The 24530-nt window shown below is 60.7% G+C and carries 10 protein-coding genes; 1 reads left to right on the top strand and 9 read right to left on the bottom strand.

All coding sequences use genetic code 11. From position 1 onward, the window contains the following. Nucleotides 1-13 precede the first annotated feature (13 nt). The gene (gene agmC, locus ACYU7Z_RS11150; RefSeq protein ID WP_460570423.1) at nt 14-8659 is read left to right on the top strand and encodes an adventurous gliding motility protein AgmC; all 8646 of its coding nucleotides are present in this window, start codon (nt 14-16) and stop codon (nt 8657-8659) included. An 84-nt stretch (nt 8660-8743) separates the two neighbouring features. On the opposite strand, the gene ACYU7Z_RS11145 is transcribed toward agmC, so the two are convergent. The 9 genes from ACYU7Z_RS11145 to ACYU7Z_RS11105 form a co-directional block, all read right to left on the bottom strand. Further along, nucleotides 8744-9430 carry a response regulator transcription factor gene (locus ACYU7Z_RS11145; RefSeq protein ID WP_460570421.1) on the bottom strand — a complete coding sequence of 229 codons (687 nt, stop codon included), beginning with the start codon at nt 9428-9430 and terminating at the stop codon, nt 8744-8746. Between the two features lie 827 nt (nt 9431-10257). Then, nucleotides 10258-10884 carry a response regulator transcription factor gene (locus tag ACYU7Z_RS11140; RefSeq protein WP_460570419.1) on the bottom strand — a complete coding sequence of 209 codons (627 nt, stop codon included), beginning with the start codon at nt 10882-10884 and terminating at the stop codon, nt 10258-10260. Beyond that, the gene (locus ACYU7Z_RS11135) at nt 10881-13697 is read right to left on the bottom strand and encodes a sensor histidine kinase (protein ID WP_460570417.1); all 2817 of its coding nucleotides are present in this window, start codon (nt 13695-13697) and stop codon (nt 10881-10883) included. Before ACYU7Z_RS11135 ends, ACYU7Z_RS11140 begins: the two co-directional genes overlap by 4 nt. 11 nt (nt 13698-13708) lie before the next feature. Further along, nucleotides 13709-16537, bottom strand: coding sequence for a sensor histidine kinase (locus ACYU7Z_RS11130; RefSeq protein WP_460570415.1), 2829 nt, complete (start codon nt 16535-16537; stop codon nt 13709-13711). A gap of 544 nt (nt 16538-17081) precedes the next feature. Continuing rightward, nucleotides 17082-19268, bottom strand: a complete 2187-nt coding sequence (locus ACYU7Z_RS11125) for a sensor histidine kinase (protein WP_460570413.1) — start codon at nt 19266-19268, stop codon at nt 17082-17084. Between the two features lie 146 nt (nt 19269-19414). Further along, a complete protein-coding gene (locus ACYU7Z_RS11120) occupies nt 19415-21484 on the bottom strand; it encodes a M16 family metallopeptidase (protein WP_460570411.1) in 2070 nt (689 codons plus the stop codon). Nucleotides 21485-21601: 117 nt separating this feature from the next. Continuing rightward, the gene (locus tag ACYU7Z_RS11115; protein WP_460570409.1) at nt 21602-22948 is read right to left on the bottom strand and encodes a M16 family metallopeptidase; all 1347 of its coding nucleotides are present in this window, start codon (nt 22946-22948) and stop codon (nt 21602-21604) included. 125 nt (nt 22949-23073) lie between these two features. Continuing rightward, a complete protein-coding gene (locus ACYU7Z_RS11110) occupies nt 23074-23451 on the bottom strand; it encodes a four helix bundle protein (RefSeq protein WP_460570407.1) in 378 nt (125 codons plus the stop codon). 304 nt (nt 23452-23755) lie between these two features. After that, nucleotides 23756-24337 carry an RNA polymerase sigma factor gene (locus tag ACYU7Z_RS11105; protein ID WP_460570405.1) on the bottom strand — a complete coding sequence of 194 codons (582 nt, stop codon included), beginning with the start codon at nt 24335-24337 and terminating at the stop codon, nt 23756-23758. Between the last annotated feature and the right edge of the window lie 193 nt (nt 24338-24530).

Below are 24530 nucleotides of genomic sequence, written 5' to 3'. Positions count from 1 at the left end.
CAAAACACTTCTTATGCGGACCTTCCTGATCGGCCTGTGTGCCTTCCTGTGCCTGAACGCTCAAGCCGGCATTGATATTTATGGTGTCGGCACGGGGCGCGACGGCGCCCTTACCGTCAGCAGCACGGGCCTCGTGGTCAACGTGTACACGGCAGTTACTGCCGATATCAGCGCTGGCTCCACGTCGGTGTCGGTGAATTCCACGACCGGCTTCGCCGCGGGCGACCTGGTAATGATCTGGCAGGCGACCGGGTATACCGGTGCCGTTGTTGGCTCGGCCAGCAGCATCGACCTTACGGCCAGCCCGGTCGGGCGCTGGGAGCTTTCGCGCGTTACGGCCGTGGCGGCCAACAGCCTCAGTCTCGCCTCTTCTTTTTCCAACAGCTACACGGCTTCGGTAACGCAGGTTATCCGTGTGCCGGAGTATACCAATGTTACGATCAACGCAGGACGCTCCATTTCGGCAATAGCCTGGAATGGCAGCACCGGCGGCATCGTGGCTTTCCTGGTAAACGGCACGCTCACAAACAACGGCTCCGTCGACGTGCGCGGTCGTGGCTTCCGCGCCGGGCAGGGCGTAGACGATCCGACGTTCAGCATGGGCTGTGGCTCGCTCAGCGAGGCCGGTCCCATGGGCGCGCAGCGGGGCGAAGGCATTGCGAATTTATTTTATGGCGTATCCTCTACGGGCCGCGGCAATTATGCTAACGGTGCCGGTGGCGGCGTTTGCTATCTGTCTGGCGGAGCCGGTGGTGGTAACCGCGGCGCCGGTGGCCAGGGTGGCAACAGCGACCTCGGAACCGACGGCAGCCGACCGGTGGGCGGCCTCGGTGGCGCATCGATATCCGCCAGCGACTACAACCACCTTTTTCTGGGCGGTGGCGGCGCAGCTGGCCATAGTGCCGATGTCGCCGGCGGCGCCGGAGGCGGCGTTTTGTTTGTGCGGGCCAGCGCTCTTTCGGGCGCAGGTACGTACCTGGCCAGCGGCTCGGCCGCGTCGACATCGAATTTCGGGGGAAGTGGCGGCGGTGCCGGGGGGACGATCTACCTGCGCGTCGTAGGCGCCGCCACTGCAGGAAACATACAGGCTATTGGCGGTGTTGGCGGCTCGACCAACAACTTTGACGTGGGCCCTGGCGGCGGCGGCGGTGGCGGCTGGATTCTTTTCCAGAAAGGAAGCGGTACGGCCGCACCTACCGCGACTTCTACCGTGGCCGGGAGCAGCGGCAGCCAGCCCGATCCGGCCGCACCGGGCGGCAGCCCCTACGGTGCTACCGCCGGAAGCTCCGGCCTCTCTACAACGCTGTCGGGCGCCATGCCGCTTCTGGCAGCACCTGCTATACTGACCCCGGCCAACGGAAGCAGCACGACGAACGTGCGCCCGCTTGTGACGGGCACGGCCGCGGCCAATACGTCGGTGGATATTTATATCGACGGCGCGCTCGCCGGCTCCGTCAGCGTCGACGCCGCCGGGAACTTCAGCTTCACGCCAACTTCCGACTTCTCCATCGGGAGCCATACCGTGAATGGCTACGCCAACAGCCAGGGACTATACAGCACCGTATCCACTACCAATACATTTACCATCAGCAGCCCTGCGACTATCAGCACCGGCAGCCTGCCGGCATCCTCGTTCTGCAGCGGCAGCGCGGTGTCGGTGCCTTTTACCGTTAGCGGAACCTATACCGCCGGCAACGTTTTCACCGCGCAGCTCAGTGATGCCGCCGGCTCCTTTGCGAGCCCCGTTAGCATCGGGACGCTATCGGGCAGCACGGGCGGCACGATCACGGCTACCTTGCCGGCGGCAACGGCAAGCGGCTCGGGCTACCGCGTGCGCGTCGTGGCCAGCACACCGGCCACGACCGGAACCGACAACGGCAGCAACATCAGCATTACAACCGCGCCCGCAGCCAGCATCAGCTACGGCGCTGCCTCGTACTGCCTCAGTGGTGCCGCTCCCGTCACCTTCAGCGGCACGACCGGCGGTACCTTTTCATCGGGTGCCGGGCTCACGATCGACGCCACATCCGGTTTGGTGATCCTCGCTGCCAGCAGCGCAGGCTCCTACGTCGTCACCTACACGGTCCCGGCTACCGGTGCCTGCCCGGCCTACAGCACTACGGCCGCCATCGTGCTCAACGGGGCCGCCAGCGTCAACCAGCCGCTCGATGCCACGGCCTGCGCCGGCGCCACGACCACGCTGGCCACCTTTACCGGCACCGGCGGCTCGTATACCTGGACGAACAACAACACCGGCACCGGCCTCGCGGCCAGCGGCAGCGGCAACATCGCCTCCTTTACCGCGACCAATGGCACGACGGCTCCGATCTCCTCCACCGTCACCGTTACCCCCGTAGGCGCGGGGCTGCAAGGCTTCGCTTATGTGCCGAACAACGGCGCCAACTCCGTGTCGGTGATCAACATCGCCACCAGCACTACGGTGGCCACGATTCCCACCGCCGGCGAGCCCTACGCGGTGGCCGTGCTCCCCGACCGCAGCAAGGTGTTTGTATCGACCGTCACGGGCAACCGGGTCGAAGTGATCACGACGGCGACGAACTCGATCAACCAGAACTCACCCTTTGATGCGCCGCACGGCCTCGTGGCCTCCCCCGACGGAAGCCGCGTGTACGTGAACGGCTGGACGGGCAGCGCCGTTTCCTACATCCCCACGGCTACACCCACCACGTCGACCTTCATGACCAACGTAACCAACCCCGAAGGCATGGCGGTGTCGCCCGATGGCAGCAAGCTCTACGTGGCTTCGTCGACAAGCCCGGGCAAGCTGGCGATGATCAACACGGCTACCAATGCGAAGACGGAGCTGACGCTCGGCAACAATACCTATGGCGTTGCCGTGTCGCCCGACGGCCGCTATGTGTATGCCAGCAACATCAACTCCAACACGGTTTCGGTGATAGATGCGGCGACCTTTACGCTTGTGACCAACATCAGCGTGGGTGCGAACCCGCTCGGTGTAGCGCTGTCGTCCAACGGCAGCAAGATCTATGTCGCCAACTCCGGCAGCAACACGGTCAGCGTCATCAGCGCCGCTACCAACACGGTTACGGCGACGATCCCGGTCGGCAGCTATCCGCTTGGCTTATCGGTATCACCCGACGGCTCCCGCCTGTTTGTGACCAACCAGAATTCCAACAGCGTTTCCGTGATCAACACGGCAACGAATGCCGTGCTGACGACGTACCCAGCCGGCACCAAGCCTACGGGTCTTGGCAACTTCCTGTCGGCCACGTATACCTGCGACGGCACGCCGAAGACCTTCACCTTCACCGTGAACCCGAAGCCCTCCTGGAACAACGCCGGCTTCTCGACTTCGATCTGCAACGACCAGGGCATCGGCCTGTCGATCTCCAACGGTGGAAACGTGCCCGGCGCCGACTACAGCTGGACCAACAGCAACCCCGCCATCGGAACGCCCGCAACGGGCTCGGGCAGCGGCCTGAGCTTTACCGGCACCAACAGCGGCACGACCAATATCTCGGGCCTGTTTACGGTGACGCCCTCCTATACCAACAACGGCTTCACGTGCGTGGGCAACTCCAATACATTTACTATTACCGTGAAGCCATCGCCCACCGTCAACACGCCGGGCAACCAGGCGCTTTGCGCCGGCGGCTCCACGGCTGCCGTGGTATTCAGTGGCGCCGTGGCAGGAACCACCTATAGCTGGACCAACAACAACAGCTCGATCGGGCTTGCTGCGAGCGGCACGGGCGATATCGCTTCGTTTACCGGCGTGAACGCAGGCAGCACGGCACAGACGGCTAGCATCAGCGTCTCGCCGACGGCCAACAGCTGCCCGGGCACTGCGCGCAGCTTCAGCATCACGGTGAACCCGCAGCCTTCGGCGACCATTTCGTACAGCGGATCGCCTTTCTGCGCCACCGGAACGGCAACGCCGACACTTACGGGCACGGCCGGCGGTACGTACAGTTCTACACCGGGTCTCAGCATCAACAGCACAACCGGCGTGATCAACCTCGCTGCTTCAACGGCGGGCACGTATACAATTACCTACACGATCCCGCCCGGCAATGGTTGTGGGTTGGTCAGTACCACGGCATCGGTGACCATCCAGTCCGCGGCCAGCATCACGCAGCCCGGAAGCCAAACGGTTTGCGGCGGCAGCAATACATCGGCCGTCACCTTCAGCGGCACGAATGGCTCGGGATTTACCTGGACCAACAACAGCCCGGGTATCGGCCTGGCAGCCAGCGGCACCGGCAACATCCCCGCCTTCACCGCCACGAATAACAGCGCGGCGAACGTCACGGCTACGATCACCGTGAACATGGGCGCCAATGCCGGCTTCTGTCCTGCGCAACCCAAAACTTTTACCATCACGGTCAGTCCGCAACCGACGGCTTCTTTCTCCTACAGCGGCTCGCCCTATTGCAGCGGACCCGGAACGGCGACGCCGACCTTCTCGGGTACATCGGGTGGCACGTACTCGTCAACAACGGGCCTGTCAATCAATGCGACAACGGGTGCCGTCGACATCGCGGCCTCGACGCCCGGCACCTATACGATTACCTATACGATTTCCGCATCCGGCGTTTGCCCACAGGTGACTTCAACTGCGACTGTCACGATCAACCCGCCGGTGACGGCAACGATCACGGCCTCGGGGCCCACGACAATTTGCACTGGCGGCAGCGTGACGCTTTCCGCCCCGGCAACGCCCGGCGCCAGCTACCTGTGGTCGAATGGCGCCACGACGAGCAGCATCACTGTATCGGCGGCCGGCACGTTTACGGTAGCGGTGACCTCAAACGGATGCGTTGCCAACGGAGGACCTGTAACGGTAAGCGTCAACCCCGCGCCGACGGTCAACGCGATCGCCAGCCAGAACCTGTGCAACGGCGCGCCGACAACGGCCGTAACCTTCAGCGGCGCCGTGCCCGGCACGGTGTACGGCTGGACCAACAACACGACGTCTATCGGTCTTGCGGCCAGCGGCTCGGGCGATATCGCCTCCTTCCCGGCCGTGAATAACGGGACGGCGCCGGTAACGGCACTCATCATCGTAACGCCGACGTATACCAATGGCGGCAGCAGCTGCCCCGGCACGCCGGCTTCGTTCAGCATCACCGTCAATCCCACACCCACGGTCAACAACGTAGCGAGCCAGGTGCTGTGCAACGGCGCAACATCCGCCAACGTGTCCTTCAGCGGCGCGGTGGCCAACACGGCGTACAGCTGGGTCAACAACAATACCTCGATCGGCCTGGCGGCGGCCGGCACCGGCGACATCGCGCCCTTTGCCGCCGTCAACAACGGCAGCGCGCCCGTAACCGCCACCATTACGGTAACACCGCAGGCGACACTCAGCGGCCGCGCCTATGTACCGAACAACAGCTCCGGAACCGTGAGCATGATCGACCTGGCAACGGGTGCCGTTGTTGGCAGTCCCATCACGGTGGGCGCAAACCCCTTTGGCGTAGCCGTGCTTCCTGATCGCAGTAAAGTATATGTGTCGAACACCGGCGGCAACTCCGTGTCGGTGATCAGTACCACCACGAATACCGTCACCGGTACTTCGCCCTACAATGCGCCGCACGGACTCGTGGCCTCGCCCGACGGCACGCGCGTGTATGTGAATGGATGGACCGACAATGCCGTCTCGTGGATCAATGCGGCCAGCAACGTGTCGACGTTTATGACCAACGTAACACAGCCCGAAGGCATGGCTGTGTCGGCCGATGGCGCGCGTTTGTACGTAGCCTCGTCTACAAGCCCCGGCAAGCTCGTTGTGATCAATACCGCGAGCAACGCTGTCGTGAGCAACATCAGCGTGGGCAACTTCCCGCAGGGTGTAACGCTCAGCGCTGACGGCTCGAAAGTGTATGTCGTCAACAACGGATCGGCCTCGGTGTCGGTGATCAGCAGCGCCTCCAACAGCGTCGTCGCCACGATTCCCGTAGGCGCCAACCCCCTAGGCGTTGCCGTGTCGCCCGACGGCTCGAAACTTTATGTCAGCAACAGCGGCAACAACAATGTGTCGGTGATCAATACCACGACGAATGCGCTGACGGCTTCCATCACGGTGGGAAGCTTCCCCTATGGCGTGGCGGTATCGCCCGACGGCAGCACCGTGTATGTCGCCAACCGCAACAGCAATAACGTGTCGGTCATCAATGCGGCAACCAACGCGGTGAGCAGCGTCGCCGTGGGAACGGCGCCGATCGCGCTGGGCCAGTTCACGACCGCTTCGCTGCAATGCGCCGGCACGCAGAAGACCTTCAGCTTTACCGTCAATCCCACGGCAACGGTAAATCCCGTAGCCAGCCAGGCGGTTTGTAACGGGGCCGCAACGACCGCCGTCAACTTCAGCGGCGCGGTGCCCGGAAGCACCTTTGCCTGGACCAACAGCAACACGGCCATTGGTCTTGCGGCATCGGGCAGCGGCAATATTCCTTCGTTCACCGCAACCAATACAACGAGCGCGCCCATCAGCGCAACGATCACGGTGACGCCCACCTATACCAACGGTGGACAAAGTTGCGCCGGCACGCCGGTGACCTTTACGATCACGGTCAACCCGAGCCCGTCGGTGAACGCGGTTGCCAACCAGGTGCTGTGTACCGGCTCGCCGACGGCAGCCGTCAACTTCAGCGGACCGGTAAGCGGCAGCACCTATAGCTGGACGAACTCCAACAGCTCGATCGGCCTCGCCGCGACCGGCAGCGGCAACATTGCCTCCTTCACCGCGGTGAACAGTAGTTCTACGGTGCAAACCGCCACGGTTACCGTAACACCTTCGGCAAATGGCTGTGCCGGCATCCCGGCGACCTTTACCATCAACGTCAACCCGACGCCGACGGCGGATGCTATTGGAAATCGCACGGCCTGCGCCGGCACTACGGTAGCAGCGATCGACTTCAGCGGCCCGGTAACGGGCACGGTGTTCACTTGGACGAACAGCAATCCTTCGATCGGGGTTCCTGCCGGCGGCACCGGAAGCATCGGCGCCTTCACCGCCACGAACAGTACTTCTACGGTACAGACGGCGACGATCACGGTAACGCCTTCCTTTACGAATGCTGGACAAACCTGCACCGGCAACCCGGTGACCTTTACAATAATCGTCCAGCCCACTCCTACTATCAGCGCTATTCCGAATCAGACCGTGTGCAACGGTGCGAGCACGACGGCGGTTGCCTTCACGGGTCCCGTATCGGGCCTGTCGTTCACCTGGACCAACAACACGCCGTCCATCGGTCTCGCGGCTTCGGGAACGGGCACTATTCCTTCGTTTGTTGCGACCAACAGCACCGCGTCACCGGTAACTGCTACCATCACGGTCAACCCGGTGGCGAACGCCTGCCCGGGTACGCCGCAGACCTATACGATCACGGTTAACCCGACCCCGGCGGCGGCTGCCGTTACAAGCCAGTCGCTGTGCGCAGGTGCTTCGACCAGCGCGGTTGCTTTCAGCAGCGCGGTTGCCGGCGCTACGTTTGCGTGGACCAACAACACGCCCTCCATTGGTCTTGCTGCTACAGGCAGCGGCAACATCGGCGCCTTTACCGCGGTCAACGCCGGCACAGCGCCGGTAATAGCAACGGTTACGGTAACGCCATCCGCGAATGGATGCAGTGGCAGCCCGCAGATCTTTACCTATACCGTAAATCCGCTGCCGACGGGCACAATCACGGCGCCCAACGGTACGCTGATCTGCCAGGGTTCGACACTCCCGCTGCAGGTAAGCGGCGGCACATCGTACCAATGGCTGCTGGGCGGAACGCCGATCGCGGGCGCAACGGGTGCCAGCTACAACGCCACGCAACCGGGCACCTATACCGTCAATATCACAAATGCACAAGGCTGTACCCGCGCTGCAAGCAACAGCATCAGCATCACGCTTGTACAGAAGCCGACGGCCGGCTTCAGCTTCAACAGCTATTGCCTCAACGCGCCTGTGACCTTCAGCAACAGTACCGGCACTGCCGGCGCCGGCACGGTGAACTACCAGTGGAATTTCGGTAACGGCAGCACGAGCACGCAGGCATCCCCGACCGCGATCTATAACAACGTCGGAACCTACACGGTACAACTGATTGCAACGCCGAATGGCTGTCCTTCGCTCAACGACACGATCCGCAAAACGATCGCTATCGAAGCACCGCTCCCGGGCCAGCGTCTCGCTACGATCGACGTTGTGGCCAACCGCCCCACGGAGATCCATGCCCGCAACCTGCCCAATGCGCACTACAGCTGGACGCCCACGACCGGCCTGAGCAACCCCGCTCTCTGGTACCCGGTGGCCACCCTGGGCCAGGAGCAGGAGTACCGCATCCAGATGTCGTTCAACTCGGGTTGCATTACAGTGGATACCCTGCTGGTACGCGTGCAGAAGGGCGATGACATCTTCGTTCCCACGGCCTTCTCGCCCGATGGCGATGGCGTGAACGATGTGCTGCGCCCGATCACCGTTGGCCTCAGCACCTTCCGCAGCTTCCACATCTACGACCGCATGGGCCGCGAGCTGTTTGCCAGCAACCAGATCAACCAGGGCTGGAATGGCACGCTCCGCGGAACAGCGCTGCCGGCAGAGACCTACACCTGGGTCGTGGAAGGACGCGACAGCAACGGACAGATCATCCGCAAAACAGGCCAGGTAGTACTGGTACGCTAAGCGCGCAGAATGGAACAAGCAAAAGCCCGCGACGTCAAGGTCGCGGGCTTTTTTATGGACGGTTCAGGTTCGTTGGGCAATGCTTTATACCAGGTCGAATGCGCGGGCGTAGCGCAGTAGGTCGTTGCTGTTTTGTGCCTGCAATTTGCGGCGTACATTTTTGCGGTGCGTTTCGGCGGTAAGCACCGAGATGTGCAGTTTGTCGGCGATATCGGCACTGGAAGCTCCCTCGGCCATGAGGCGCAGCACCTCGCGCTCGCGGCCACTGAGCCGTTCAAACACGTGCGCATGAAGGTGTATGAAGTCAAGCTCCTCAAGCAACCGGTCGGCCTTGCGTGTGAAGTGGCGCTCGGGGTTGAGGTGCTGGCTGATGCAAAGCAGTGCCGCGGGCTGTCCGTATTCGTCCTGCTCGAAGATGCGCAACGCGCTGAGGTGCCATTGCCAGCCGGGATGCGCCGCAAAACGGACCTGCTGGAAAAAGGTAAAGGTTTCGTTGGGATCGTTGCGCCGCAGCAGCTCCAGGATCAGGGGCACGTATTCGGATGATTGCTCCGGGTTGAAGAAGCGCTCGTGGTAGGCAGGGCCCATTGCGGAAAGCTCCAGCAGCGTTGTGCCGAGAAGGTTAAGGCCTTTTTGCGACATATAGATCACCGAGCCATCGCGAAGATCATTCACGATCGCGACGCCGGGAATGAGTTCCAGCGTTGTCCGTGCCTCGGCGATGCGGGCATGAATCTTTTGCTGCAGGTTATCGGGCATTGGCTGGGCCATAATTGCGGTATTGGTTGGCTGTCCGTGCCGTCGAAAGTAAAGGTACGCCCGTGCCCGCACACCCGTAAAATTACGGGTCCAAACTCCGTAAAAATACCCGGAACCGGGTATTGCCTTTGGTATTGCTTTGGGATAGCTTTGCAAAAGCTTATTCCGCGCAAAGCGGCTACCAGACTGGCTCCTATTGAAACAGGTCTTTTAAAACCCATAGACTTTTGTCGTTGAAAATCGACAAGAGTCTTTCGAAAAGACAAGAAGAGGTTGATGACCGTTTTCAAGTTGTGCCCCTGTTGCCCTGATTGACAAGAGTAAGATGGCGCAACACGATTGCCCCGCTTTGGATCCATATTTCGGAAGTCCACAGAAACAAACAGCAACCACGCTTATGAAGAAACTTATTTGTGCTGCTGCACTGAGTTGCAGTATGCTTTGCGTCAGCGCCCAGCGTATCCCCCGCAGAATTGCGCCGCCTGCATGCACGCTGATCCAAAACTGATTTTTCCCTGCATCCCATCACCTTTCAATACCTGCTTAGGCGTTCGTTATCATGCCTGTTGTTCCTGGCCCTTGTAGCCGGTGCAAACTGCGCACGAGTAAGTCGCCTTCCGTAGAAATACGGGACGAGCGCGGCATCCCCCTGATCAAAGGCCTCGGGCTATCCCAGGCATCCACAACAATCGCCGTGGGCCTGCTGCGACCGGGAGCGTATTATGTCGTGGTAAGCGATCCGCAGAGCGGTGCGCAGGCAAGCCTGCCTTTCATCAAGCTTTGACCAGTAACCATAAAAAAAGCCCCCGTTGCAACGGGGGCTTTTTTTATGCCGGCAATCAGCTCTCGCCCTTGCGCCATTTGTTCACGGCTTCCATCTTGTTCTGCACGTGCAGCTTGGAGTAAATGTTCCGCAGGTGCGTTTTGACTGTTTCGACGCTGAGGAAAAGGTTATCGGCGATCTGTTTGTATTGCAGCCCCGCGGCAAGCAGGTTGAGCACTTCCTGCTCGCGGATGGTGAGCACGGCAGCCGGTGGCAGCTCGGCCGGCTTGCGGAAGAAGGAGATGACGCGCCGGGCAATGTACGGCGACATCGGAGCACCACCCTGCAGCAATTCCTCGAGCGCCGTGCGGATCTGCGTGGCGGAGCTGTCTTTCAGAATATAGCCTTCGGCGCCGCTCTCGAGCGCCTGCATGATCTTGTCGTCGTCGTCGTGGATGCTGCACACCAGGAAGCGCATCGGCACCCCCTGCCGGCGTACGCTGCGGATCAACTCGATGCCGCTCTGGCCGGGAAGCTGTATATCTACGATCACCACATCGGGTCGGTCTTGGAGGAGGGCTGCCGCGTCTTCGGCCGAGCCATAGATCTTGCCAAGCTGAAAGCTGCCGCTCTCCGATACGACGCGCGATAGCGCCTCCTGGAATGTCTTGCTGTCTTCTACAATCGATACTACTGGTTTCATGCGTTTTGGGATAGGGGAATGATAAATTCGATGCGGGTGCCCTGCTTCGGGTTGGAGTGGATGCGAAGCTGCCCGCCGGTATAGGCCATGCGCTGCTGCATGCTGCGCATCCCGCTGGAAAAGGCGCTGCTGCTGCGCTGCGCCGGCAGGCCCGCGCCGTCGTCGTGCACCTCGATGCGGAGGCCTTCGGGCCCGTAGGTCATGGAGAGGCGGCACAGCGTGGCACCGGAGTGCTTGAGGCAGTTGTGGAGGGCTTCCCGCACCGCCAGGTACACCTGCCGGCGCACGTCGCCGCTGACGCGCACCGGCGGCACCTCCACGGGCAGCTGCACCTGCAGGCGGGTGGGGGCGCCCTCGAAAAGGGCCTGGGCCTGCTTCTGCAGGTACAACAGGAGGCTCTCCAGGGAGTCCTGCTCGGTATTGAGGGTCCAGATCACCTCGCGGGTTTTTTCGGTGAGCGAAGAGATGGACTGGTGGATTTTTTCCAGGTCGACCTGCAGGGGTCCGGGGGGCATTTTCTCGCGGGCCAGCTCGGTAAGGAGGCGTACCCCGGAGAGTGTGGCGCCGAGGTCGTCGTGGATCTCGGCGGAGATGCGCTGGCGCTCGTGCTCCACGGCCAGGAGGCGCTCGTAGCGGGTTCGCTGGCGGCGGCTGCGGCGGCGCTGCAGGTAGAGGCCCAGCAAAAAGAAGATGCTCATCAGCGCCAGCACCTCCAGGGTACGGGCCCACCAGGTGGCCCACCAGGGCGGGTCGATCACGAAGCTGTAGGACAGCTCCGGTGCCAGCGGGGCCCCGATGCCGTTGACGGCCACGGCGGAAAAGGTATAGCTGCCGGGGGCCAGGTTGACAAACGTAAAGGAGTTCTGTCCCTCGCCGGAGAGCAACCAGCTGCAGCCTCCATCGGTGCAGAGGCGGTAGCGGTAGCGGAGGTGGGAGGAGCCGCCGAACCAGGGCGTGGACAAGTTGAGGGACACATTGTTGTGGCGGTGCGAAAAGTGGCCGCCCTCGGCCGGCCCCGGCAGGCTGTCGTTGACCCGCACCGCATCGATCAGCGTATGGGTGGCGGGCATAGGAACAGGGGTCCGGGGAACATGAAACAACCCCTGCGCCGTTGCCACCAGCAGGCCGCTGTCTTCCTCGATCAGCGCCGAAACCTCCGAGCCGCGAAAGGGCAGATCGCCAAGCTCGCGCGCCACGAGCTGTGGGCCGAGTTGCTGGATCACATCGTCGTAAAGCACCCAGGCCGTATTGCCCGATACCCGCAGATCGGGAGCGGCATTCGGCTGCCGGGCCAGCGACAGCGGCAACGGTCGCAGAACGCCGCCGGCGTCGCGGACGAAGACACCGCGGTTGAAGGTGCTGACAAGAATGTCGCCGGCGAAGTTGCGCAGCCGCGTGGCATACAGCGGGGCTCCCTGGTAGCTGAGCGCGCTGCTGTCGCCGTCCGACCATCGGAAGAAGCCTTTGTTGAGGGCCACGTATAAGGCGCCTTCAGGGCCGACACACACGGAGCGGCAGCGCCGCAGGTTGCTCCCCGTAGGTATAAGGAAGCGCATGTTGGTCGCATCCCGCAGTACGGTTGTTTCGGTGTTGAGCACGCCGTAAGTTGTCGCGAGGGCAACGCGCTTTCCTACGATCGCCGCATCCTTGACCACCACGTTATTGTCGATCAGCTCCAGGCGCTGCTTCCGGAGGTCGAGGCGAAAAACGCCGTTGTTGGCGCAAACAAGGTACAGGTCGTCTTCGAGCTTCCAGATATGCTCGATCGGGCCGTTGCGCGGGTTGATCGAAAACCTGCTCCGAACGCGTCCTTGCTGCATCCAATAGAGCTTTCCCTGCTGGGTGCCCAGCAGGTAGCCGGCGGGCGGAAGCGGCAGCACGGATTTTACAAAATCGCCTTCGTCCAGGAAGGGGAGCGGCACGCGCACGGCTTCGGTACGGCGGCCGGCAAGCAACCCGAACTTGAGGCTGCTCCAAAAGCTATGGCCCTGCACGTTGGAAAGTACGTTGGTCAGAAAGCGGCCTTCCACGCGGCGGCCCCGGGCGCTGAAGCTTACCGCATTGCAGTGAACCCACCAGTCGTTGCCATCGACGGTAACTGCATTCACGTAGCCCGGTGCCTTCAGCGAATCAACCACCAGGAGGCTGTCGTCCCGGAGCACGAAGCGGTAGATCAGGCCCGATGGATTTACAAGCATGTTGGCCGTGTCGCCCGACGATTCGGGCTGGAGCACGTGGTCTTCCCGCTCGCGTACGAACAGCTTTGTTTTGAGCTTGCGGATGCGTCCTTGCCGGTAGTAAAAGAAACCGTACCCGGGCGACAGCATCAGCACACCCTGCGGGAGCACGGTGAGCGAGGTGGTTTCGCTCATGGGGTAGTAGCGAGGGCGGAGGCTGCGCGTGTTGCAGGTGAAAAAGCCGCGTACCGATGTTGCCACGAGCTCATCGCCGAAGACCCCGATGCGCGGGAAAAAACGCTCCTGCCGGAAATCGTAGCCGGCGAGCAGCTGCAGGCGCTGCCCCGCAACGTAGTAGATCTGTCCTTCGAAGTTGTGGCACCACACGCGCCCCTGGCGGTCTTCGCAAAGGTCGGTCACGGCGCGGCCGTTCTGCAGCGGGTTGCCGTAATCCACGAAGCTGCGCCCGTCGTAGCGGCTCAGGCCGCTGTTGTGCGCCACCCAGATGTGGCCATTGTGATCGCGCAGCAGGTCGTATACCTCCGTGGAAGGCGATTCGCGCACTTCCGCCAATTCCTGCGCCGGCGCTTCCAGGCGCAGGCTGAGAAAGAGGAGGAGATACAGGACGCGGGTCATGGTATAGGAAGTTAACCGTTTTGGGATAGGGGAATGATAAATTCGATGCGGGTGCCCTGCTTCGGGTTGGAGTGGATGCGAAGCTGCCCGCCGGTATAGGCCATGCGCTGCTGCATGCTGCGCATTCCGCTGGAAAAGGCGCTGCTGCTGCGCTGCGCCGGCAGCCCCGCGCCGTCGTCGTGCACCTCGATGCGGAGGCCTTCGGGCCCATAGGTCATGGAGAGGCGGCACAGCGAGGCACCGGAGTGCTTGAGGCAGTTGTGGAGGGCTTCACGCACCGCCAGGTACACCTGCCGGCGCACGTCGCCGCTGACGCGCACCGGCGGCACTTCCACGGGCAGCTGCACCTGCAGGCGGGTGGGAGCGCCCTCGAAAAGGGCCTGAGCCTGCTTCTGCAGGTACAACAGGAGGCTCTCCAGGGAGTCCTGCTCGGTATTGAGGGTCCAGATCACCTCGCGGGTTTTTTCGGTGAGCGAGGAGATGGACTGGTGGATCTTTTCCAGGTCGACCTGCAGGGGTCCGGGGGGCATTTTCTCGCGGGCCAGCTCGGTAAGGAGGCGTACCCCGGAGAGGGTGGCGCCGAGGTCGTCGTGGATCTCGGCGGAGATGCGCTGGCGCTCGTGCTCCACGGCCAGGAGGCGCTCGTAGCGGGTTCGCTGGCGGCGGCTGCGGCGGCGCTGCAGGTAAAGGCCCAGCAAAAAGAAGATGCTCATCAGCGCCAGCACCTCCAGGGTACGGGCCCACCAGGTGGCCCACCAGGGCGGGTCGATCACGAAGCTATAGGACAGCTCCGGTGCCAGCGGGGCCCCGATGCCGTTGACGGCCACGGCGGAAAAGGTATAGCTGCCGGGGGCCAGGTTGACAAACGTAAAGGAGTTCTGTCCCTCGCCGGAGAGCAACCAGCTGCAGCCTCCATCGGTGCAGAGGCGGTAGCGGTAGCGGAGGTGGGAGGAGCCGCCGAACCAGGGCGTGGACAGGGTGAGGGACACATTGTTGTGGCGGTGCGAAAAGTGGCCGCCCTCGGCCGGCCCGGGCAGGCTGTCGTTGACCCGTACCGCATCGATCAGCGTATGGGTGGCGGGCATAGGAACAGGGGTCCGGGGAACATGAAACAACCCCTGCGCCGTTGCCACCAGCAGGCCGCTGTCTTCTTCTGAGATGTCGAATACCTCGCTCCCGGTAAAGGGCATTCCATTGACCGCCCGGATATGGAAATGCGGGTCAACTTCCTGCACCTGGTCCTCGTAGATAGCCCAGGCGCTGTGTCCCGATACTTTCAGGTCGACCACGGAATAATCGGCTCCATCGGGGCCGCCGTTAAGCTGTACTATCTTGCCCTTGTCGTACAGGAGCAATCCCTGGTTGAACGATGCGATCAGCAGCTTACCCTCGAAATTGCGTACCCGTGTACTGTAAACCCGCTCTCCGGCGAAGGTGACCAGGCTGCTATCGTGGTCGCGCCAGCAGAACAAGCCCTCATTGTACGAAGAAAAAAGGGCGCCTTCTGGAGTGAAGCATACTGTTCGGGCCCGGCGCCAGTTGCGGTTGAAGGGCACCAGCGACCATAGGTTGGAGGAGGTCATCACGGCGCTCCGCGTAATCGGCAGTACACCTATGGTCGTTGCCAGCACCAGGCGGTCGTTTTGCAGGGCCAGGTCTTTTACTACCAGCTGGCTGTCGATAAGCCGCAGCCGCCCCTCTTTCAGATCCAGCGCGTGTAGCCCGAGGCTGGACGCTACCAGGAACTGGCTGTCGCCGAGGGCGAACAGTCGCTCCACGGCACGGTACCGGGCTGCGGTTTTGAAGTGCCCCCGGAGCACACCGTTTTCGAGATAGTAGATATGTCCGAGCTGCGTTCCGAAAAGCTCGCCCCTGGGCCCTGTGCGCTGCAGCGAGCGCACGTAATCATCCTTTCCGAGAAAGGATGGCTTGGCAGGAACGGCGTGGTTGTCGAAGGGCTTGAGGAGGCCGCGCCGGAGGCTGCTGTAAAACGTATGTCCCTGCACGTTACTAAGGGCATTCGTCAGAAACTGGTTGCGCACTGTTTTCCCGCTTGTGCTCCAGCTGGCCGAGCCCGTATGCACCCAGGCCTCGTCGCCATCAACGGTAATGGCATTGATGAATTCATTGCAGTGTACTGCCGGCGTTGCATACAACGAGTCTCCGGTTACCCAGAGCTTGTAATAAATCCCCTTCGGGTTGGATACCAGGAAAGCCGTGTCGCGAAACGTTTCGGGCTGCAGGGCGGCATCCTGCCTGAAGTCGAGGCGGAACCGCGTCTTTAAGCGGCGGATACCCTTTCCGGCCTGGTACCACCAGAAGCTCTGGTCTTCCCCGGGCATCCAGGCAAGGACACCGTTGGATAAAACGGAAAGGGAAGTTGTCGCGTAGCGCAGCGGGTAATAGCGTGCGCTCAGGTCGCGGGTGTTGCAGGTAAAAAAGCCCTTGCTCGAACACGAAACGAGCTCTTCGCCAAAGATGGCGATGCGTGGGTAAAAGGCCTCCTCCCAAAAACGGAATGCGGAAAGAACATGGAGCTTGTTCTGCGCAACGTACAGGATCTGCCCTTCAAAGTTATGGCACCAGATGCGGCCCTGGCGGTCCTCGCAGAGGTCCGTAACGGATAGTCCATTCTGCTGCCGGTTGCTGAAGGACAGGAAGCGCTGACCGTCGTAGCGGCTGATGCCGCCGTTATGGCCAAGCCATACAAAGCCGTTGCGGTCGCGGAGCAGGTCGTAGATCTCCTTCGATGGGGTGCCGGGTACCTGCAGCAGAGAGTCGGCCTGGGCGGCCGTCACGAAGGGGAGAAAGAAAAGCAGGGAAAACAGCACACGGCCCACAGGGAGAAGCAGTTAACAGTTCCGTTAAAGGTAGTATTTCCGCTGCTGCCGGCGCAGTTTGCGGACTGACTTTACAGGGGGTATGGGTCAAAATACCGAGTTTTCGGTAGACGCTGATCGGGGGTATATCGGTAATTTCGTTGTTACAAACGCAGGGCTTCCTGCCCGCGGCCGTCCCATCTAGCAATCGCTGGCTGGCGGCCCGACCAGAGGTCGGCACCTAAACCAATTGTTTCGTTCCCAGTAATTTGCTGCAGTGTATCCGCACTGGTCTTCAACGACCGGACGGGTGCCCTGCAGTTTCTAAAACTGCAGCTTCATGTTACCGGCGCTCCCTTTTGGGAACGCCTTTTTTTTTACCGGCAATTGCCGGCATTCCGCCGGGCGCCCGCGGCAACTGGCCGTTAATTGTTTTTACTTAGCGCCGGCTGCCCAAAATTTGGGGCTCTGACTGCTTTATGAAAAAACGACGCTTTACCCTCAGCGATGGGCAGGGATGCCTCCTCATCGCCGCCATTTGCGGAATGATCCTCTTTCTTGGCTATTATTTTCTCAGGGGCTGAACGATGCAAGGCATGCGGAGCATCAGCGTACAGCCTTCCCCCGGTGCCGTATCGATCTGAAGAAATCCATGCACGCTTTCGGCGCGCGTCATCATGTTGGTGATGCCGATGCCGTTGCGCTTCCGCCGCGGGTCGAAGCCCTGGCCGTTGTCCTGGATCTGCAGCTCGAGCTGGGCGCCTTTGACGGAAAACCGTATTTCTACGGTCGTCGCTCCGGCGTGCTTCAGCACGTTGGTCAGCTGCTCCTGCAGGATGCGGTAGATGGCGAGGTGCACATCCTGCTCCACCTCCACGCCTTCGTCGAGCGGCGTGGTGTCGAGCGTTACCTGCAGCTTGTTGGTGGCGGCCACCGCGTTGGTGAGCTCGTGCACCGAATCGCGCAGCCGGATCTCGCCCAGCGAAGGTGCCGACAGCCGCTTCGACAGGCTCCGGATCTCGGTGATGGAGCGCTGCAGCAGCTGCACCGATTTATTCATCAGTTCCTTTTGATCGCCGATGCCGTCGCGGCACAGCTCCGTGTATAATTTAACGGTGGTGAGCACCTGGTTCACGTTGTCGTGCAGCTCCTGGCTTACGAGCGCGCGCTCGCTTTCCTGCGCCTTGATGGCAGCCGCCGTGATCATTTGCTGGCGCTGGCGCATTTCCTCATCGAGCTGCTCCTGCAGGCGCTTGCGCTCGGTGATATCGTTCGCGATCGAGAAGAAGTGCTGCAGCTCGCCGTTCTCGTTGAAGACGGGCTGGCAGGAAATATCGGCCCAGTACAGCTCTCCGTTCTTCTTGTAGTTCAGGGCCTCCACGCGGAAGGCCTTGCGGCCGTTGCGGCAGTTGCGCACGAATTCCACTACTTCGGGGTCGGTGAGCGGGCCGTCGAAGACCTCGCTGTTGTGCCGGCCGATGGCTTCTTCGGCGGTATACCCGGTGATACGCGTAAAGGCTTCGTTGACCCAGATGATCCGCTGCTCCAGGTCGGAGAGCGCCACGATGTTGCTGGTTTTTTTGGCCACCAGCGAAAGCTGGTCGAGCGTGCGCTCGTTGGCGCGGCGCCGCGTTACATCGCGGAAGAAGATGGAGATGCCTTTTTGCGAGGTGTAGGCGTTGAGCTCAAACCAGCGCCCGGTGCGGGGTCCGAAGAACTCGCTGTGGATCGGTGCCGGGTTGGAAAGGATCTGCTGAAACACATCCCACACCTCCGTCTCGCGGATATGCGGAATCAGCTCGAAAAGATTCTGCCCGAGGGTATCCTTGCGGTTGCGTCCCAGCAGGGTCTCGGCCTGCGCGTTCCAGTACAGGATCTTTCCTTCCTTGCTTATGGTAACGAAGGCGTCCTGCATCTGCTCGAGCACAGCGGTCATGATGTCGCTCTGCTCGCGCAGCTTCCGCTCGTAGTTGCGCTGCTTTTCTTCGGCCACGCGCCGGCTGTGGATGTCTTTCAGGAAGACCGCCAGGCCTTCGTCGGAAGGGTGCACCTTGATCAGGAGCCAGCGATGCGTCATCGGGCAGAGAAACTCCTCGACCACGGTTTCGTTCTGTTCGAGCGCCCGCTCGTAAAACGCACGGTATTCGTAACAGCTTTCCTCCGGAAAATTGCTGAAAATGTTCTTGTACAGGATGTCGGCCGCGGGCACGCCCGTAACCAGCTCCATCTCCTTGTTCCAGTAGCTGACGCGCAGCTCGCGGTCGAGGAAGAAAAAACCCTCGTGCATCCGCTCCAGCACGCCGGCGAGCAACTGGTGCTGCTCGCGTATGGTGCTTTCGAAAAGATTTTTCTGCTCGTCCACCCGGCGCTGCTCCGTGATGTCGCGGAAAAAGACCGAAAGCCCCGACTCCGAGGGATAGGCGTTGACGGAAAACCAACCCCCGAAGGGCTCAAACCAGTCTTCCACCTTTACGGGCTGACCGGTTTCGAAGGCCGCGCGGTAGGCTTTGGCAAACACCGAATCGGCCATTCCCGGAAAGCATTCCTGGAAGCTGCGGCCGAGGTAGTCCTCGCGGCGGATATGCAGGATCTCCTCGGTACGGCGGTTCGAATAGATAAAACGCCAGTCGCGGTCCAGGGCAAAAAAGCCATCGGTAATCCGGTCGAGCAATTCCGGGAAAACCGTTCCCGGGGCGAACGTCTGTCCGTCCTGGAAAAGCTGTTCAGGGAGGGGGGCAGAAAGTGCGTGCATGGTTTTCAAGAAGGATTTGGGGTCAACGGCGGAAAGATACTCGAATAAGGCAAAAGGCTAATATGGATTAAGGCGTCAGGGCCTATTCTGACGATGAAAAAGCCCCGCGGTAAGGCGGGGCTTTCAGTAATTCATCGGAATTATCCTTATTGAATATCCGAATCCTTGAGGCCGGTATTGACCTTCACGCTCGTCCGGTCGAGCTCGATCTTGAGCTGGCCCTGGTCGATGAGCACGTGCGTGGGCACCTGCACCCCGTTGAAGGTCTTGAATTCGGAGAAGTACGTCTGCACGAGCATTTTGACACCGCCGGGACCTTCGCGCTCCGTGCTGGTCTTCACACGCAGGCCGCTGGCGAGGTCGTAGTAGTTGGTGCTGACCTTCCCGGAGGGAGCCTTCACCTGTACGGCTACGGCGTCTTTGCCGTCCACTTTCTCGATATCGCCGAGCGTGAAGCTGTAGCCGCTGGCCTTCAGCAGGTAGGCGTCTTCAAAGAAGGCGGCCTTCGCGTCGAGGTTCTCCTTGAAGGAAGCCTCCGTGGGGCGCTCCTGGCCCTGCTGGATGTTGACGTATTTGCCGCCTTTCAGCTGCTGGCGCTGGAAAAGCTGTCCCTGTACGCTCACGTCCATGGAGTAGGCGGAGGGAACGATCACTTTCTCGTTTACGTCGAGGGCCTGGCCCATTACGGCGAGCGTGCCGTCGATCACGACGTCCTTGACGCTGGTCATCACGTCGGGCTTCGCCACGGCGTCGGCCGCTTTCTGCAGCACCGACTGGGCGGTCATCGAGGCATCGGCCTTGCGGGCGGCTGCGGGCGCGGCCACCGGGTTGCCGAATACATCGAAGTAGCGTACCTCGCCGTATTTCTCGAGGCCCGGTGCGATCTGCTTGGCATTGCCCACGATCACCACGATCAGGTTGCCCGGCTGCACGTACTTGTTGGCCATGGATACCACTACGTCGGGCGTAACACCCGAGAGGCGCTGCAGGTAGGTCTGGTAATAATCGGAAGGCAGGTTATTGCGCGCGATGTTGAGCGCAAACTGCGCGATGGTGCCGGGGTTTTCGAGCGAGCGGGCAAAGGATCCCGAGAGGTAGTTCTTCATCCGGAGCACCTCGGTGTCGCCGGCCGCTTCGTTGCGGATGCGGTTGAACTCGTAGATGAAGGCGCCGAGGGCCGAGTCGGTCTTTTCGTTGCGCACAGAGGCGGAGGCGGTGAAGTTGCCCACGAGGCGGTTGGGCGCAATGCTCGAATAGGCGCCGTAGGTAAAGCCGTACTTCTCGCGCAGCGATGCGAAGAGACGGCCGGAGAAGCCACCGCCGAGGATGTTGCTCATCACGGATACCGGTATGGCGTCAGGCGCGCCGGGCCGTAGTTCTACGGGTGCGATGAACTGGATCTGGCTCTGCACCGAGGCCGGGCGATCGACGAGGGCGATGAAGGTTTTGGAGGGCGGCTTCGGCAGGGCGTATTCCTGCTTCGGCACGCTGCCTTTTTTCCAGGCGCCGAAATATTTGTCGGTGAGGGCTTTTGCTTCGGCGGCCGTGATGTCACCCACAAATACGAGGAACGCGTTGTTGGGCTTCCAGTACGTGCTTACGAAGTTGCGGACGTCCTGCACGGTGATGCTTTTCAGCGAAGCTTCGGTTTCGATGTCACCATAGGGATGATTCTTGCCGTAGGCGAGGCGGTTCGATACGTTGGTGGCGATGGCACCGGGGTTGTCTTTCTGCTGCTGCAGTGCCGACAGCGACTGGGTGCGGGCCTTCTCCAGCTCAGCGGCCGGGAAGGAGGGGCGCAGGACTATGTCGCTCATGAGGGCGAACACCTTCGGGAAGTTGTTCTTGAGCGAGGAGGCCGAGGCGCTCATGCCGCCGGTGTTGACGGTGGCTCCGAGGAAGTCGATGGCCTCGTCGAGCTGGGCCTTCGTCATGGTGGCGGTGCCGCGGCGCATCACTTCGCCGGCAAGCGACGATACGCCGGCCTTGTCGCCCTCAACGATGCCGTCCATATCGAGGGTGAGGGTGGCGTTCACCTGCGGGATTTTCTTGTTGGTGACCACGAACACGCGCAGGCCGTTGGCCAGGGTGTAGGTAGCCGGCTGCGCGATCTTGATGGCCGGTGCCGGCGCGGGCGCGGGGGCATGCGTACGGTCAACCTGCGCAAAAGCGAGCGAGGGTGCGAACGCGAGAATATAGAGCAATGATTTTTTCATGTGGGGAATTTAAAATTTGAGCGTCATTGCGAGGGCTGGAGCGGAGCGGAGGCCCGAAGCAATCTGTTTCACGTGTGGCAGATTGCTTCGCTGCGCTCGCAATGACGGTTGGCTCCGCTAGAACGTCTTACCCGGCATTTCTTCCTTGCTGTCCTTCGGCAGGTAATACAGCACGACGCGGTTTTCGGGAACGAGGTACTTTTTGGCAACGTTGAGGAGGTCCTGGCGGGTCACCTTGTTGTACTTCTCGATCTCGGTGTTCACCAGGTTGGCGTCGCCGAAGTACACCTCGTAGTTGGCAAGGCTTTCCGCGATACCGGCCATGGTGGCGTTGGACGTCACGAAGTCGGTGAGGATCTGGTTCTTCACCTTCTGGAATTCTTTCTCCGAAACGAGCGTGTTGCGGGCTACGGACATCAGCGAGTCCATCACCTTTTCGGCGGCCGCGGGCTTCACACCCATGTTGTTGATGGAGTAGGTGATGAAGAGGCCGGCGTCTTCGTTGAAGAAGGGCAGGGCGCCGGTGGCCACCGACAGCTCGCGGTCGTCGACCATCGTCTTGTTCATGCGGCTGGACGGTCCGCCGGAGAGCAGCGTCGACAGCATGTTGAAGGCGTAGTATTCGGGAGTACCCTGTGCCGGGGCGCGGTAGGCCTGGATGACGGCGGGGAGCTGGATGTTGTCCTTCACCACGTCGCGCACTTCGCCGCCGAGGGGCTTCTCCTTGATGGTCGGGCGCGGGATGGGCTTCGTACCGCGGGGAATGGGCCCGAAGTATTCGGCAATCTGCTTCTTCATATCGGCGATGTTGAAGTCGCCGGCGATGGAGAGCACGCAGTTGTTGGGCACGTAGAAGGTCTTGTAGAAGTCGATAAACTCCTCGAGCTTGGCGTTATTGAGGTGATCCATCGAGCCGATGGGCGCCCAGCGGTAGGGGTGCTCGCGGAAGGCGCGGCGGAGGATCTCGGGGAAGATGGTGCCGTAGGGCTGGTTGTCGTAGCGCTGGCGCTTTTCTTCCTTCACCACCTCGCGCTGCGTGTTGACGCCGACCTGCTCGATCTTGGCGTGCATCATGCGCTCGCTTTCGAGCCACAGGCCCAGCTTCGCCTGGTTGGAGGGAAGGAGCTCGTAGTAGAAGGTGCGGTCCTGCGAGGTGTTGGCATTGAGGGCGCCGCCGGCGTTGGTGACGTACTTGTCGAACTCGCCGCGCTTGATGTTGTCGGAGCCTTCAAAGAGCAGGTGCTCGAAGAAGTGGGCGAAGCCGGTGCGGGCCGTGTCTTCGTTCTTGGAGCCAACGTGGTAGAGGGCGGTCACGGCTACTACCGGCGCGGTCGTATCGCGGTGCAGGATCACCTTGAGGCCGTTGGGCAAGGTGTACTTCTCGAATTGCACCTTGGGCGCCTGGGCCCCCGCCGACGCTGCCAGCAGCAGTCCTGCCGACCACAGGAGGAATTGTTTTTTCATATTCAGTTTTTGTTATTCGGAACGGCAACGAATGTAAGCGGTTCGGCGCAAATGGCGCGCCCCGCAGGGCTTGCCATTTGCGCCGATTGAATAATAATTAATATTTAATAACTAATGATTAGCGGCTATCCGCGTTTGGCTGCAAGTCCATTCTTCTGGGCTGTTTGAATGCTGCGCACGAAAATCGATATCAGTTGCCTGGTTTCGTCAAGCATCGGGAGCAAATCTTCTTCCCTGAGCCAGGCCAATAGCTGGATCATTCTGAGGTTGACAAAGGTTTCTTTCAGCTCTTTCAGGCCAACCTTCATTTTATGCGTAAAATCAGCCCTGCTTTCTGCGGCCTGTGCTTCGCCGTATTGGAATACAGGAGAGGTACCGCTTCTGGTAAGCTGGCCGGCAAAATGGTTGCTGGCGTAGGTTTTGGGTAATTTGCCCGCAAGTCGGACAATTGCTACGCCATAATGAATCAGACGTTCTTCCAGGTCAAAGCGACGGGTTTCCATTTTTTCTCAAAACTGGCTCTTTAGGAAGCAATGGCCATGGTGTTTTCTCCAGAATCCGGCGGTATTTTCCCCAGCTTCGAACGGCCTTATTCATTAAAAATTATCCATTAAATATTATTCAATGAAAAAGCCCCGCAAGGGGCTTTTCAGCTAGGCGCCATTCCCAAACAACTTTCCGCGGGGCAAGCATCTGAAAGAGGACGGTCAGAGCCCGGGAATGGCAAGAAGGTAAGTGCGTGCCTTCGACTACGCTCAGGCTGACAATCATCCTTGGAACTCCTGTCAGGCTGAGGGCTGCCGAAGCCTATAGGGCAATCTGTTTTTGGGCCATCATCTTGCGCAAGTTAATGAGTCCATAACGCATTCTTCCCAGCGCGGTGTTAATACTGCAACCGGTCAGGGCGGCAATTTCCTTGAAGCTCATGTCGGCATAGTGACGCAGGATGATCACCTCGCGCTGGTCTTCGGGGAGCTGGTCGAGCATAACGCGGACGCGGTGGTGGCTCTGGCTGCGGATCATGTTGTCTTCGGCACTGGGCTCGGTGAAGTTGAGCACCTCGAAGATGTCCTGGTCGTCGCCGGTCTTGATGACGGGCGTGCGCTTCACCTTGCGGAAGTGGTCCACACAGAGGTTGTGCGCGATCCGCATGGCCCAGGGGAGGAACTTGCCCTCGTCGGTATAGCGGCCGCTGCGCACGGTGTCGATGATCCGGATAAACACATCCTGGAAGATGTCTTCGGCGAGGTACTTATCCTTCACCAAAAAGTGAATGGAAGTGTAAAGCTTGTCCTTGTGACGCAATACAAGCGTCTCAAGAGCGTTTACATTGCCGGTAATAAACAGGTTGATCAGTTCCTGATCGGACAGTTTGGATTGCGTCGACATACACTTCTACGGTAGGTTATAAATAGGGACGTTACAGAGTAGAAGTTGGTACGATAGGCCGACGATTTGGAGTTAGACGATTTGGCTACTAAAATAGAAGGATTTCCGGGAAAAACAATAGCAGGGCTTGACTTCCCGACCCTGTTTTTGCAAAGAAAGTGTTAATCATTCTTTTGCTAAAGGGATTAGTAAC

The sequence above is a fragment of the Flaviaestuariibacter terrae genome, assembly GCF_054777635.1.
This window is presented reverse-complemented; position numbering and strand designations above follow the sequence as displayed.

Coding starts and splice junctions, on each gene's coding strand:
- agmC (WP_460570423.1), top strand. CDS start 14: ATGCGGACCTTCCTGATCGGCCTGTGTGCCTTCCTGTGCCTGAACGCT.
- ACYU7Z_RS11145 (WP_460570421.1), bottom strand. CDS start 9,430: ATGGCCCAGCCAATGCCCGATAACCTGCAGCAAAAGATTCATGCCCGC.
- ACYU7Z_RS11140 (WP_460570419.1), bottom strand. CDS start 10,884: ATGAAACCAGTAGTATCGATTGTAGAAGACAGCAAGACATTCCAGGAG.
- ACYU7Z_RS11135 (WP_460570417.1), bottom strand. CDS start 13,697: ATGACCCGCGTCCTGTATCTCCTCCTCTTTCTCAGCCTGCGCCTGGAA.
- ACYU7Z_RS11125 (WP_460570413.1), bottom strand. CDS start 19,268: ATGCACGCACTTTCTGCCCCCCTCCCTGAACAGCTTTTCCAGGACGGA.
- ACYU7Z_RS11120 (WP_460570411.1), bottom strand. CDS start 21,484: ATGAAAAAATCATTGCTCTATATTCTCGCGTTCGCACCCTCGCTCGCT.
- ACYU7Z_RS11115 (WP_460570409.1), bottom strand. CDS start 22,948: ATGAAAAAACAATTCCTCCTGTGGTCGGCAGGACTGCTGCTGGCAGCG.
- ACYU7Z_RS11110 (WP_460570407.1), bottom strand. CDS start 23,451: ATGGAAACCCGTCGCTTTGACCTGGAAGAACGTCTGATTCATTATGGC.
- ACYU7Z_RS11105 (WP_460570405.1), bottom strand. CDS start 24,337: ATGTCGACGCAATCCAAACTGTCCGATCAGGAACTGATCAACCTGTTT.